This is a genomic window from Pseudoxanthomonas sp. LARHCG66 (assembly GCF_052871755.1).
In genome coordinates this window covers 40,696-52,649 of the sequence record NZ_JBIXJW010000003.1, presented here as the reverse complement: position 1 = coordinate 52,649, position 11,954 = coordinate 40,696, and the positions used below count along the sequence as shown (strand labels likewise).

Sequence of the window (11,954 nt, the reverse complement as noted above, 5' to 3'; positions counted from 1 at the left end):
GCGGAGTCGCCGGGATAAGAGCAACGGGAAGATATCCGGATGCGATGGCCAGCGGCTTCCCCGTCGGCCACACGCCGAGAAGCAGGAGCGCCCCTCATCCGGCCTTCGGCCACCTTCTCCCCGCAAGCAGGGAGAAGGGAGATCACGGTGGGCTTGGCGATCAATTCGCCGACCCCGCAGGTGCTGCAGGCACGTCGTGCTTCTGGTGCGCCTTGCCCATCTTGTCGGCGACTTCCTTCGGCATGTACGCCTCGTCGTGCTTGGCCAGCACGTCCTCGGCCACGAACACGCCATCCTGCAGGGTGCCGGTGGCGACCACGGCCTGTCCCTCGCGGAACAGGTCCGGGAGGATCTTGTCGTAGCGCACCGTCAGCTGCGCGTCGCCATCGGTGACGCGGAAGTGCGAGGTCAGCGAGCCGGCTTCGCGCTTGAACGAGTTCTTTTCCACCATGCCGCCCAGCCGGAAGCGGGACTGCTTGGCATCACCGCGCAACACTTCGGCCGGTGTGTACAGGTAGGCCACGTTGCGCTGCAGGGCCATCGCGATCAGCGCGGTGGCAATGCCGGCCACCACGACGGCGAGCAGCACGAACAGCAGGCGACGGCGTCGCACGGGATTCATCGGTCAGCGTTCCAGGTCGGTGGGGGCGGCGTTGCGGCGCGAGTCGCGTGCGACGCGCAGGCGGGCGGCGCGCAGTTCGCGGCGCACCTGCAGGCGCGGGGCGATGAAGTCCCAGGCCAGCACGGCGGCGAACACGGCGTAGGCGCCGATGACGTATTCCAGATAGCTCATGGGGCGGCTCCGTCCGACGCGAGTTTCGCCACCCAGGCCTTGCCGGCTTCGCGGTGCAGGTTGTCGGCGCGCGCGCGCGCCAGCAGCGAGCCGGCGAACCAGAACTTGGTGGCGATCACCATCAGTACCAGCGGCAGCAGCATGCTGTCGTCCATGCTGGACTCGCCGAACACGCGGATGGTCTGGCCCTGGTGCAGCGAGTTCCACCACACCACCGAGTAGCGGATCACCGGCAGCAGCGCCACGCCGACGATGGCCAGCAGGCCGGCCGCGCGCGCCGCGCTGCGGCGGTCGTCGATGGCGCCGTACAGGCCCATCACGCCGAGATAGAGGAACAGCAGGATCAGTTCGGTGGTCAGGCGCGGATCCCAGTCCCACCAGGTGCCCCACATCGGCTTGCCCCAGATGCTGCCGGTGGCCAGGGTGATGACGGTGAACGCGGCGCCGGTGGGGGCGCAGGCCATCGCCAGGATCTCGCACAGCTTGATGCGCCAGACCAGCGCGATGGCGGCATAGAACGCCATCAGGCCGAAGACGAACATGCTCATCCACGCGCTGGGCACGTGGATGTACAGGATCCGGAAGCTGTCGCCCTGCTGGTAATCGGCCGGCACCACGAACAGCGCCTGCCACAGGCCCACGCCGAACAGCACGAGCGCCGCCAGGTAGCACCACGGCGTCCAGCGCGCGGCGAAGCGGTCGAAGTAGGGCGGTGAGCCGAGTTGGTGGAACCAGCGGACGAGAGGATTCATGCGGCGGCGGTCTTCAGGTCAGGGCGATGCGGATCGCCGCGGCGGCGGCCAGCGGCGCCAGCAGCAGCGAGAGCAGCAGGCCGGCGGCCAGCCAGAGGAGGGCGCCGGAAGCATCCAGCCCTTGCGCGCTGGCGGTCACGGCCCCTGCGCCGAACACCAGCACGGGCACGTACAACGGCAACGCCAGCAGGGCGACAAGGATACCAGAGCGCCTCATGCCCACCGTCAGCGCGGCCACCACGGCGCCCAGCAGGCTCAGCAGCGGCGTGCCCAGCGCGAGCGTGGCCAGCAGCATCGGCAGGTCGCTGCGCGGCAGGTGCAGCATCTCGCCCAGCAGCGGCGTCACCAGCACCAGGGGCAGGGCGGTGGTGGCCCAGTGGGTCAGCACGCGCACCAGCACCAGCCACGCCAGCGGCACCGGCGCGAGGATCCATTGTTCGAGCGAACCATCTTCCGCATCGCCACGGAACAGCGTGTCCAGCGACAGCAGGCCGGCCAGCAGCACGGCGACCCACAGCACCGCCGGCGCCACCTTCGACAGCGCCTGCGGCGCGGTGCCCAGGCCGAGTGCGAACAAGACGACCACCAGCATGGCGAACAGGGCAGGCTGCAGTGCGTCGCCACGGCGGCGCCACAGCAGTTGCACGTCGCGCGTGATCAGCGCGCGGGCAGTCTGGAGGAGCGAGGGCGCGGTGCTCATGCGCGAGCTCCCGTGAAGCAACCCCGTCCACCGCTTGCGGGGGAAAGGGCGGGGTGCAGCGGGTTCGAGGACACAGCCGTCGGACTCATGTCGCGTCTCCCCGCTCCAGCAGCAGCGTGCGGGTCTGCACCGGTGGCGCGGCATACGCGCCGTGCGTGGTCACCAGCGCAGCGCCGCCGTCGCGCAGGTGCGCGGAGATCATCCGGTTGACCAGGGTGATGCCGTCCAGGTCGAGGTTGGCGTAGGGCTCGTCGAGCAGCCACAGCGGCGACGGCGACAGCCACAGGCGCGCCAGCGACAGCCGCTTCTTCTGGCCGGCGGAGAGCTGCCGCGCCAGCGCGTCCTCGTAGCCGGCCAGGCCGACCATCGCCAGGGCATTGCCCGGCATCTGCCGCGCGCGGCGACCGTGCAGGCCGCAGAGAAAGTTGAGGTTCTCCAGCGCGTTCAGGTCCGCCTTCAGCGCCGGCAGGTGGCCGAGGTAGGCCATCGCGTGGGCGCGACGCGCCGGGCCGGCGGGCTGGCCGTCGATGTCGATGTGGCCCGTATCGGCCCGCAGCAGGCCGGCCAGGACGCGCAGCAGGGTGGTCTTGCCGACGCCATTGCCGCCCTGCACCAGCAGCGCCTCGCCTGCGTCCACGGCGAAGTCCAGCGGCCCGAACACCGGCTCGTCATTGCGCGAGAACGCCAAGGCGCGGGCGGCCAGCAACGGCGGATGGCGGGGAGCGGCGTCGGTCATCGGATCGGGCGTTCCCGGGCGGGAGGCTGGAGTGTCCTGGAGACTCAATCGCCCATTCTAAACGGAGGGGCCGGTCCGGCCGCCTGCGACAGACGGTCGCGGTCCGTCACCCCACCCAGTCGGTATGCGGGTCGCCGTCGGCCTGCGCCGGTCGCGGCCACATCATGCGCAGGCGGACGGGCTCGCCGGCCTGCCAGAACAGGGTGCCGCCCTGGCCGAACTCGCGGGCCAGGGCATCGGCCTGCTCCGGAGTGGCATCCAGCACCAGGCACCCGTGTTCCACCATGCCGCCCCGGCTGTTGCAGCCCAGCGCGGGATGGAAGGACAGGCCCAGCGCCTGCACGCGGGCATGCAGGCGTTCCTGCGCGGCGTCATTGAGCGGGCGCGAGGTGTCGCCGGGCGGGGGATTCCATGCGGTGATGAACAGATAGCGGGTCGCCATGATCTGCCGCTCGACATCCGCTGCGGTCAGGCCGGTGCGGAACAGCCATTCCTGCCGCCCCACCGCCACGAAGTAATGCGCGGCTGCCCACGCGGTGGCCAGACGCGCCCGTTCGGCCTCGGGAACCTGGTCGATGGCGTCGGGATCGCGGGAGTCGCCCATGGCCGCATCATCGCGCGTAAAGCGGAGCGCGTACACTCCGCCTTCCCCTTCATCGAGTGCCTGACCCGGGATGTTCCAGCCCCAGACCAAGCTGCCCAAGGTGGGCACCACCATCTTCACCGTGATGTCGCAACTGGCCGCCGAACATGGCGCGGTCAACCTGGGGCAGGGTTTCCCGGATTTCGCGGTGCCGCCGCGGCTGGTGGACGAACTGGATGCCGCCATGCGGGCCGGCCACAACCAGTACGCGCCGATGACCGGGGTGGCGCCACTGCGCCAGGCCATCGCCGAAAAGGCGCTGCGCTGCTACGGCCGCGAGGTGGATCCCGACACCGAGATCACCGTGACCAGTGGTGCTACCGAGGCGTTGTTCAACGCCATCCATGCGGTGGTGCGCCCGGGCGAAGAGGTCATCGTGCTGGACCCGGCCTACGACAGCTACGAGCCCGCCATCGACCTGGCCGGCGCGCGTGCCGTGCATGTCCCGCTGGATCCGCAGACCTTCGCCGTGGACTGGGACCGCGTGCGCGCGGCCATCACCCCGAAGACGCGCCTGCTGATCATCAACAGCCCGCACAACCCGTCCGGCGCGATGTTCGACGCCGCCGACATCCGCGCACTGGCCGCGCTGCTGGAAGGCACCGGCATCTACCTGATCTCCGATGAGGTGTACGAGCACATCGTGTTCGACGGGCGTCGCCACGAGTCGATCCTGCGCTACCCCGAGCTGGCCGCGCGTGCGTTCGTGGTGTCCAGCTTCGGCAAGACCTACCACTGCACGGGTTGGAAGATCGGCTATGCCGTCGCACCGCCGGCGCTGACGGCGGAGTTCCGCAAGGTGCACCAGTACAACGTGTTCTGCACCTTCGCGCCGGCGCAGTTCGCCTTCGCCGCGATGATCCGCGACGAGCCGGAACACTACGAGCAGCTGGGTGCGTTCTACCAGGACAAGCGCGACCGTTTCCGCGAACAGCTGCTGGGCACGAAGTTCAAACCGTTGCCGGTGCCGGGTGGTTACTTCCAACTGGTGGACTATTCCGCCGTCAGTGACCTGCCGGATACCGAGTTCGTGAAGTGGCTGACCGTGGAGCACGGCGTCACTGCGATCCCGCTGTCGCCGTTCTACGAAAAGCCTCCGGCGGGCCAGCGCCTGGCGCGCCTGTGCTTCGCCAAGAACGAGGCGACGCTGGACGCGGCGATCGCAAGGTTGAAGAAACTCTGAGCCCTGTAGGAGGGGCTTCAGCCCCGACGCCTTTGCCGGAGTATCCGGAAGGCTGACGGAGAAGCGTCGGGGCTGAAGCCCCTCCTACAATGCACGTCCTTTCGACAGGATCAGGAACACCGACACCATGCAGGACCTGCGCATTTCCCTGATCCAGGGCGAAACCCGCTGGCACGATCCGGCGGGCAACCGCGACTACTACGGCGGGCTGATCGCGCCGCTCGCGGGACAGACCGATCTGGTGATCCTGCCGGAGACGTTCACCAGCGGTTTCAGCAACGAGGCCATCGACCAGGCCGAGGGCATGGACGGCGCCACGGTGGCGTGGATCCGCGAGCAGGCCGGGACCCTGGGTGCCGCGGTTACCGGCAGCGTGCAGCTGCGCACGTCGGAGGGGGTGTTCAATCGTCTGCTGTTCGCCACGCCCGACGGCGCGCTGCAGCACTACGACAAGCGGCATCTGTTCCGCTATGCGAACGAGCACAAGCGTTATGCGGCCGGCAGCGGGCGGCTGACGGTGGAATGGAAGGGCTGGCGGATCAATCCGCTGGTCTGTTACGACCTGCGTTTCCCGGTGTTCGCGCGCAACCGTTATGACGTGGAGCGCCCGGGCCAGCTCGACTTCGATCTGCAGATATTCGTCGCGAACTGGCCGGCGGCGCGTGCGTATCCGTGGAAGACGCTGTTGCGCGCGCGGGCGATCGAGAATCTCTGCTACGTCGCGGCGGTCAATCGTGCGGGCACGGATGGCAATGGGCACGAATACAGCGGCGACAGTGCGGTGATCGATTTCCTGGGGCAGCCGGTGGTGGAGTTGCCGGCAGGCGAGGGAGTGACGACGTCGACGATCTCGGCGGAGGCGCTGGCGGCGCACCGGGAGCGGTTCCCGGCGATGCTGGATGCGGACAGGTTCGAGCTGCGCTGAGTTGAGCCCCTCTCCCTGCGGGAGAGGGGTTGGGGTGAGGGGCAACGAAGCCCGTATGTCCCGGCTACTCCGGAACCATCAACGCCCACCATGAGCGCAATGCGCTCATCATGTCTGAGCGCAAGACGTTTCCTCGTCGTATGCGTTCACGCGCTTCATGCATGGTGCCGCTCGCCGCGGAGGCCTTCTTTCTTTGCTTGTGCAAAGAAAGAAGCAAAGAAACACACCCCAGGCGGCACGCCCTGCGCTTCGCTCCGGGTCCGCGAGCGGCCCGGGAATTTTCGTAAGGCACATCCTTGTGCCATACGAAAACGCCGCCCATCCGGGGCGGCGCCCTTCGGGTTTTACCCGGCCCACTCGCCGTGCCTCATGGGGGCCCGAAGGCAGGAGCGAGAGCAAAGCCACGGTGCTCGTCGATCTGTCAGGCGCGGCTCTTGGGGCCCCTTAAGGTCCGGCAGTCACGGCGGGCAAAACCCGCAGGACGGCGCACAAGGATGTGCGCCGTTTTCGGCCGGGTCAGGAGGCCCCGTCCGAAAATTCCCGCCGGGACTGCGCACCCGCCGCGCAGCGGCGGGCGGACCGCCGGGGGGTGTTTCTTTTGCCTACTTTTCTTTGCACAAGCAAAGAAAAGCAGGGCCCCCCCGGCGAGCGGCACCATGCCTAAACCCACAGCCATTTCCCAGCAGACTCATGAGCCCAATAGGCTCATGGGCGCGTGTGGATATCGCGCTCGCGGCGGTTGTTGTCGAATCGCGCGACATCAGGTGTGTCGTCTTCGTTGCCACTCACCCCAACCCCCCTCTCCCACAGGACTTCCTTCGGTCGCCGCAGGGAGAGGGGCTTCAAGCGCAGGGCTTCAAGCGCAGGTAGGTCAAACAGGTCAGGTGCTTTTCTGCGGGAGGATCTGGCACACCGCCTGGCACATCACCAGCACGCGGCCCGCGTCGTCACGCACCTCGCCCGCAAGGAACAATTGATTGCGCGTGCGCTCCATCAACCGCGCATGGCAGGTGATGTGCGGCATGTCCGGCGTCACCGGGCGCAGATACTGCGTGTTGAGCGAGGTCGTGACGCTGGGCGGCGCGATCAGGTATGAGAATGGGCCCAGCGTGTTGTCCAGCGCGGCGACGATGAAGCCCCCCTGCATGTGGCCGATCGGGTTCTGGTAGCGGGGCAGCACGGGAAAACGCATCGCCAGCGATACGCCTTCCACGTAGGCGACCGGCTCGCCCTGCATGTCGAGCAGGCATGGCGGCGGAATCTGCAGGGGTGCGCCGGCAGGCAGGCGCGCGCGCAGCAGGGCGTTGATGTCGTTGCCGTCGCTCATGGTGTGAAACTCAACTCGAACGAAGTGAAGAAAGGCGCGCGCCGTGGCGCCGACAGCGTCTTGCCCGCGATCTGCTTCTGCACGCAGATCGCCAGGGGCGTCGTGCCTTCCCGCCACGTGCGTACCACCTTGCCGGTGGCGTCCAGCTCCGCCACGACCACGAACGGCGAGGTGTCCGCCGTGGGGGTCGCGCATGCGCTGACGCCGGCATCGAGCGCGACGGCCTGCGCATCGCGCAGCGATGCCGCCTGCTCTGGAGCCAGCGCGGCTTCGTCGGCATCCGCGCGTTGCTTGGCTTGCGTGTAGTCGAGCGTTGCCTGTGCGTGCGCCGCAGGGGCGCAGCACAATCCGAATGCGAGCAGGAGGTGTTTGATCACTGGCTACTCCTCACGGCGCCTTCGGCGGTTCGACCCGCCAGATCTTGCCGTCGTCTTCGTCGGTGACCACGTAGACGTTGCCGTCCGGCCCGACGCGGACGTCGCGCACACGCTCGCCGATCTCGTTCAGCAGGCGTTCTTCGCCGACGACCTTGTCGCCGTCCAGGGTCAGGCGGATCAGGTTGCGTTCGGCCAGCGAGCCGAGGAACAGGCTGTCGTTCCAGGGGCTCTCCGGGCGTCCGGTATAGAACGCCATGCCGGACACGCCGGGGGATTTCTCCCACAGGTGGTGCGGCTGTTCCATGCCGTCCTTCGCCTTGCCCACCGCTTCCGGAATCGGCTGGCCGGAATAATTGATGCCGTGGGTGATGACCGGCCAGCCATAGTTCTTTCCAGGCTGGGGCAGGTTGATCTCGTCGCCACCGCGCGGGCCATGCTCGCTCTGCCAGAGCGTGCCGGTGCGCGGGTCGCGCGCCATGCCCTGCATGTTGCGGTGGCCGTAGCTCCAGATTTCCGCACGCGCTCCGGATTGGCCGACGAAGGGATTGTCCTGCGGCACGCTGCCGTCCAGGTTGAGGCGCACCAGCTTGCCCTGCAGCTTGTCGAGTTCCTGCGACATCGCGCGCTTGTTGCGCTCGCCCTGGCTGATGAAGAGGTGGCCGGCATCATCGAAGACCAGGCGCGAGCCGAAGTGGTTCGGGCCATCGACCTTCGGTTCCTGGCGGTAGATCACCTTGACGTCGGCGAGCGCGCCGTCGGCCAGCGTGCCGTAGGCCACTGCGGTGCCTGCGGTACCGTTGTCGCCCGGCTCGGCATAGCTCAGGTAGATGCGCTGGCTGGTGGCGAAATCCGGCGCGGGCACCACGTCGAGCAGGCCGCCCTGGCCGGTGGCGAAGACCTTGGGCACGCCCGTGACCGGCGCGGACACCGCGCCGTCGGCACCGACGCGGCGCAACTGCCCGCTGCGTTCGGTGACGAGCATGCTGCCGTCCGGCAGGAACGCGAGCCCCCAGGGATGATCCAGGCCCCCCGCCACCTGCGTGGCCCGGACCTGACCCTTGGCACTGGTCAGTGTCTGCGCGGGCTGGCTCGCGGGCGCAGGCTGCTCCGCAGCGGCGGTGGCGTTGCCTTTGGCTTCACCGTTCGCGGGCGAATTGCACGCAGCCAGGGGCAGCGCGAGAAGCAGGGCGGTGGCGAGTCGATGGGATGCGTTGCGCAACGTCGTATCTCCTGTGGGGAACTTAATCAGCGGTAGCCGGCGGCCTGCAGTTCGAACAGTTCGGCGTAACGGCCGCCTTCGGCCAGCAGTTGTTCGTGGGTGCCGCTGGCTTCCAGGCGTCCTTCATTGAGGACCAGGATGCGGTCCGCCATGCGTACGCTGGAGAAACGGTGCGAGATCAGCACCGCCGTCCGATTGTCCGACAATTCCTTGAAGCGTTGGAAGACCTCGAATTCCGAGCGCGCGTCCAGCGCGGCGGTCGGTTCGTCCAGGATCATCACCTGCGCATCACGCATGTACGCACGCGCAATGGCGATCTTCTGCCATTGTCCGCCGGACAGGTCCACGCTGTTCTTGAAGCGGCGCCCGACCATCTGGTCGTAACCCTGGGGCAGCCCGGCGATCACTTCGTCGGCCATGGAGCGCGCGGCGGCGTCGCGGATGCGGGCCTGGTCGTGCATCGCGTCGATCTGGCCGACGCCGATGTTCTCGCCAGCGGTCAGGTGGTAGCGGACGAAGTCCTGGAAGATCACCCCGATGTTGGCGCGCAGTTCGTCGATGTCGTAGTCGCGCAGGTCGCGCCCATCCAGCAGGATGCGGCCTTCGTCCGGGTCGTACAGGCGCGCCAGCAGCTTGACCAGCGTGGTCTTGCCGGCGCCGTTCTCGCCGACCAGGGCCAGCACTTCGCCGGCGCGCAGCTCGAAGTCCAGCCCCCGCACCGCCCAGCGCTCGGCATCGGGATAGCGGAAGCCGACGTTCTCGAAAGTGAAGCCGCGGGTGATCGGTTTCGGCACCGGGACGGGATCGGCGGGCGAGGTGATTTCCGGTTCGATCTCGAAGAACGAAAACAGGTCGTCCAGGTACAACGCCTGGCCCGCGACCTGCGAGAAACCCACCAGCAGGCCTTCCAGCAGCTGGCGCAGGCGGCGGAAGCTGCCGGCCAGGAAGGTCAGGTCGCCGATGCTGAAGTCGCCGCGCACCGTGCGCCAGGCGATGTAGCCGTACGCCACGTAGTACCCCAGCGTGCCCAGCGCCGCCAGCAGCGTGCCCCACACCGCGCGACGGCGTGCCAGCGCGCGGTTGGCGATGAAGAACTTGTCCGCCAGGGTGCGGTAGCGGCTGATCAGGAAGCGGTGGAGATTGAAGATCTTCACCTCCTTCGCGGTTTCCACGCTGGCACCCATCTGCCGCATGTATTCCAGCTGCCGGCGCTCCGGCGTCCACTGGAAGTTCAACGAATAGCCCACCGCATTGAAGTGCGCCTCGCCGATGAAGGCGGGAATCAGCGCCACCGCCAGCAGCACCATCAACCACGGCGCGTAGACCAGCAGGCCCGCGGCGAAGCCCACCACGGTGATGGCGTCCTGCACCTGGCCGAACAGCTGGCTCATCAGGTTCATGCGGCCCATGGTCTGTCGGCGCGCGCGGTCCAGCTTGTCCTGCAGGTCCGGATCCTCGAAGTCCTCCAGGTCCAGCGTGGCGGCGTGTTCCATCAGGCGGATGCTGGTGGCGTTGGTGAACAGCTCCGACAGCAGGGCGTCGGCATAGCTCACCATGCGGCCCAGCAGGTCGGACAGGATCGCGAGTGCGAACTCCACGGCCAGCAGCCACAGCAGGTGGTCCAGCACACCGCTGCGCCACGCGGCCATCAGGCCTTCCTGCGGCACGCCGGCACCGACCAGGCGGATGGCTTCGTCGATGATCAGCTTGCCGATGTACAGCGTGACGATGGGCAGCAGCGCGCGGATCACGCGCAGGCCCAGGCTGGCGGTGGTCAGGACACGACTTGTCTGCCAGATCTGGCGCAGGAACGGCGCCAGGTTGCGCATCGCATCGAAGCGCTCACGCAGGTTGGGCTTGTTGGCAGGGCGCGGGGCGGCGCCCTTGGGCTTGCCCGCAGGCGGGGGTGACGAGGCCATGCGTGGATTGTGCCTGCCCCGGATGGATTTGGGGTGAAAGCGCGGCTGGCTGCGGTGTGGGAGCGACGTCAGTCGCGATCAGGCATCGCATCTGTCCAGTCGCGACCGACGTCGCTCCCACAGGGGCGTCAGGGGCATCATCGGGAAGCGACGCGGATCGCGACTGGAAGTTCTCCGTGCATCCGTATCCAGTTGTTCGGGGAAGCGGTATGACCCCGTTCGACCGGACCTCTCCAGGTGACGGACAACTCCAGCCGCGATCCGCGCCGCCTCGCACCATGCTCAGCGCATCGCGACCGCCAGTGATGCCGGCTGGATGCTGACCGCCTGCCCGGGTTCGATGCGTTCGCCGCCACGCACGATCAAACGGTCGCCGACGCGCACAGCGCCGGTCACCTCCACCAGGCCATCGACTTCGGCGCCGGTTTCCACCGGCAGGCGTTCGGCCTTGCCGGCGCCATCCACGCGCATCACGAAATCGCCTTCGCGACGCAGCATCACCGCGTCGCGCGGCACCGCGACCACGCTGCGCGTGCCTGCGCTGGGAAGTCCGACATCCACCGCACTGCCCACCGGCATCTGGGTAGCATCGATGGCGATGCGCAGTTCCAGCTGGCGCGAGGATTCGTCGCCGACCGGCACCAGGGCGGTCACCGGCCACGCGCGCTCGGTGTCGCCCGCGCGCACGAGCACCGAGGTGCCCGTACCCAGGTGCTGCGCCAGGTCCACCGGCGCACGCACACGGACTTCCTGCGACGCCGTGTCCACCAGGCGCGCTACGGACGCGCCGGTGGTCAGGTATTCGCCCAGTTGGGTGTGGCGTTCGGCGACGATCCCGGTGAACGGAGCGCGCACCACCATCTGCTCGCGCTGGTGACGCGTCTGCGCCAGTTGCGCGAGCGCGCGCGCACGCTCCTGCACCAGCATGTCGCGATCGGCCCGCAGTTGTTCGTACTGCGCACGCGCGATGTTCTGTTGTGCGGCCAGTTGCGCGTAGCGCTGTTCCTGGCGGGCCGCAAGGTCGAGCTGGGCCTGGATGCGGGCCAGGTCGGCGCGGCCCTCCTGTTCGCGCAGTCGCAATGCCGTGTCGTCCAGCACCGCCAGCGCCTGGCCGGCGCGTATGCGTTCGCCCACCTCGACCACCTCGACGACGCGCCCGCCCTGTTCGCTGGCGACGCGCGCGTCCTGCCGGCTGATCACGCTGCCCGGCGACCAGTGGCGCGGCGCGAATTCCGCGGTCACCGCCGGGGCAACGCTGACGATGGCCGGCGGTGCGTCAGGCTTCACCGGCGCGCTGGCATCGGCGTCCAGCTTGAGCAGGGGGAGGGCGAGGACGCCGGCCAGCGCGACGGCGATCAGGGTCTTGTGCAGGGTGCGCAT

At 68.3% G+C, this 11,954-nt stretch carries 13 protein-coding genes; 2 read left to right on the top strand and 11 right to left on the bottom strand.

Annotated features, from left to right (window positions below; all coding sequences use genetic code 11):
- Positions 1–160: 160 nt before the first annotated feature.
- From ccmE to ACIPRS_RS10310, 6 genes are all read right to left on the bottom strand, one after another.
- A complete protein-coding gene (gene ccmE, locus ACIPRS_RS10335; RefSeq protein ID WP_337730944.1) occupies positions 161–622 on the bottom strand; it encodes a cytochrome c maturation protein CcmE in 462 nt (153 codons plus the stop codon).
- 3 nt (positions 623–625) lie between these two features.
- Entirely contained in the window at positions 626–793 is a 168-nt protein-coding gene (ccmD, locus tag ACIPRS_RS10330; RefSeq protein ID WP_337730943.1) for a heme exporter protein CcmD, read from the bottom strand.
- Positions 790–1,545, bottom strand: a complete 756-nt coding sequence (locus ACIPRS_RS10325) for a heme ABC transporter permease (RefSeq protein ID WP_192201350.1) — start codon at positions 1,543–1,545, stop codon at positions 790–792. The genes ccmD and ACIPRS_RS10325 overlap by 4 nt, the downstream gene beginning before the upstream one ends.
- 13 nt (positions 1,546–1,558) lie before the next feature.
- Complete coding sequence (gene ccmB / locus ACIPRS_RS10320; RefSeq protein ID WP_337730942.1) at positions 1,559–2,245, bottom strand: heme exporter protein CcmB; 687 nt, start codon at positions 2,243–2,245, stop codon at positions 1,559–1,561.
- An 85-nt stretch (positions 2,246–2,330) separates the two neighbouring features.
- On the bottom strand, positions 2,331–2,981 hold the full coding sequence (gene ccmA / locus ACIPRS_RS10315; RefSeq protein ID WP_446538493.1) for a heme ABC exporter ATP-binding protein CcmA: 651 nt from the start codon (positions 2,979–2,981) through the stop codon (positions 2,331–2,333).
- A 106-nt stretch (positions 2,982–3,087) separates the two neighbouring features.
- On the bottom strand, positions 3,088–3,585 hold the full coding sequence (locus ACIPRS_RS10310; protein ID WP_446538492.1) for a DUF3293 domain-containing protein: 498 nt from the start codon (positions 3,583–3,585) through the stop codon (positions 3,088–3,090).
- 70 nt (positions 3,586–3,655) lie between these two features.
- On the opposite strand from ACIPRS_RS10310, the gene ACIPRS_RS10305 reads away from it, so the two are divergent.
- On the top strand, positions 3,656–4,807 hold the full coding sequence (locus ACIPRS_RS10305; RefSeq protein ID WP_337730939.1) for a pyridoxal phosphate-dependent aminotransferase: 1,152 nt from the start codon (positions 3,656–3,658) through the stop codon (positions 4,805–4,807).
- Between the two features lie 127 nt (positions 4,808–4,934).
- Complete coding sequence (locus ACIPRS_RS10300; protein ID WP_446538491.1) at positions 4,935–5,732, top strand: amidohydrolase; 798 nt, start codon at positions 4,935–4,937, stop codon at positions 5,730–5,732.
- Between the two features lie 880 nt (positions 5,733–6,612).
- Here the strand turns inward: ACIPRS_RS10300 and ACIPRS_RS10295 are convergent.
- The 5 genes from ACIPRS_RS10295 to ACIPRS_RS10275 form a co-directional block, all read right to left on the bottom strand.
- On the bottom strand, positions 6,613–7,059 hold the full coding sequence (locus ACIPRS_RS10295) for a PaaI family thioesterase (RefSeq protein ID WP_446538490.1): 447 nt from the start codon (positions 7,057–7,059) through the stop codon (positions 6,613–6,615).
- Positions 7,056–7,436: a hypothetical protein gene (locus ACIPRS_RS10290; RefSeq protein WP_446538489.1), complete on the bottom strand. Its 381-nt coding sequence runs from the start codon at positions 7,434–7,436 to the stop codon at positions 7,056–7,058. The genes ACIPRS_RS10295 and ACIPRS_RS10290 overlap by 4 nt, the downstream gene beginning before the upstream one ends.
- Before the next feature lie 10 nt (positions 7,437–7,446).
- Positions 7,447–8,655, bottom strand: coding sequence for a PQQ-dependent sugar dehydrogenase (locus ACIPRS_RS10285; protein WP_446538488.1), 1,209 nt, complete (start codon positions 8,653–8,655; stop codon positions 7,447–7,449).
- 26 nt (positions 8,656–8,681) lie between these two features.
- On the bottom strand, positions 8,682–10,574 hold the full coding sequence (locus ACIPRS_RS10280; protein WP_446538487.1) for an ABC transporter ATP-binding protein: 1,893 nt from the start codon (positions 10,572–10,574) through the stop codon (positions 8,682–8,684).
- 282 nt (positions 10,575–10,856) lie between these two features.
- Positions 10,857–11,954 (bottom strand): efflux RND transporter periplasmic adaptor subunit, encoded by a 1,098-nt coding sequence (locus tag ACIPRS_RS10275; RefSeq protein ID WP_446538486.1) that lies wholly within the window; start codon positions 11,952–11,954, stop codon positions 10,857–10,859.

Excerpts from the sequence above, each read along its gene's own strand:
- ccmE (WP_337730944.1), bottom strand. The coding sequence starts at position 622 with ATGAATCCCGTGCGACGCCGTCGCCTGCTGTTCGTGCTGCTCGCCGTC.
- ccmD (WP_337730943.1), bottom strand. The coding sequence starts at position 793 with ATGAGCTATCTGGAATACGTCATCGGCGCCTACGCCGTGTTCGCCGCC.
- ACIPRS_RS10325 (WP_192201350.1), bottom strand. The coding sequence starts at position 1,545 with ATGAATCCTCTCGTCCGCTGGTTCCACCAACTCGGCTCACCGCCCTAC.
- ccmB (WP_337730942.1), bottom strand. The coding sequence starts at position 2,245 with ATGAGCACCGCGCCCTCGCTCCTCCAGACTGCCCGCGCGCTGATCACG.
- ccmA (WP_446538493.1), bottom strand. The coding sequence starts at position 2,981 with ATGACCGACGCCGCTCCCCGCCATCCGCCGTTGCTGGCCGCCCGCGCC.
- ACIPRS_RS10310 (WP_446538492.1), bottom strand. The coding sequence starts at position 3,585 with ATGGGCGACTCCCGCGATCCCGACGCCATCGACCAGGTTCCCGAGGCC.
- ACIPRS_RS10305 (WP_337730939.1), top strand. The coding sequence starts at position 3,656 with ATGTTCCAGCCCCAGACCAAGCTGCCCAAGGTGGGCACCACCATCTTC.
- ACIPRS_RS10300 (WP_446538491.1), top strand. The coding sequence starts at position 4,935 with ATGCAGGACCTGCGCATTTCCCTGATCCAGGGCGAAACCCGCTGGCAC.
- ACIPRS_RS10295 (WP_446538490.1), bottom strand. The coding sequence starts at position 7,059 with ATGAGCGACGGCAACGACATCAACGCCCTGCTGCGCGCGCGCCTGCCT.
- ACIPRS_RS10280 (WP_446538487.1), bottom strand. The coding sequence starts at position 10,574 with ATGGCCTCGTCACCCCCGCCTGCGGGCAAGCCCAAGGGCGCCGCCCCG.
- ACIPRS_RS10275 (WP_446538486.1), bottom strand. The coding sequence starts at position 11,954 with ATGCGCACCCTGCACAAGACCCTGATCGCCGTCGCGCTGGCCGGCGTC.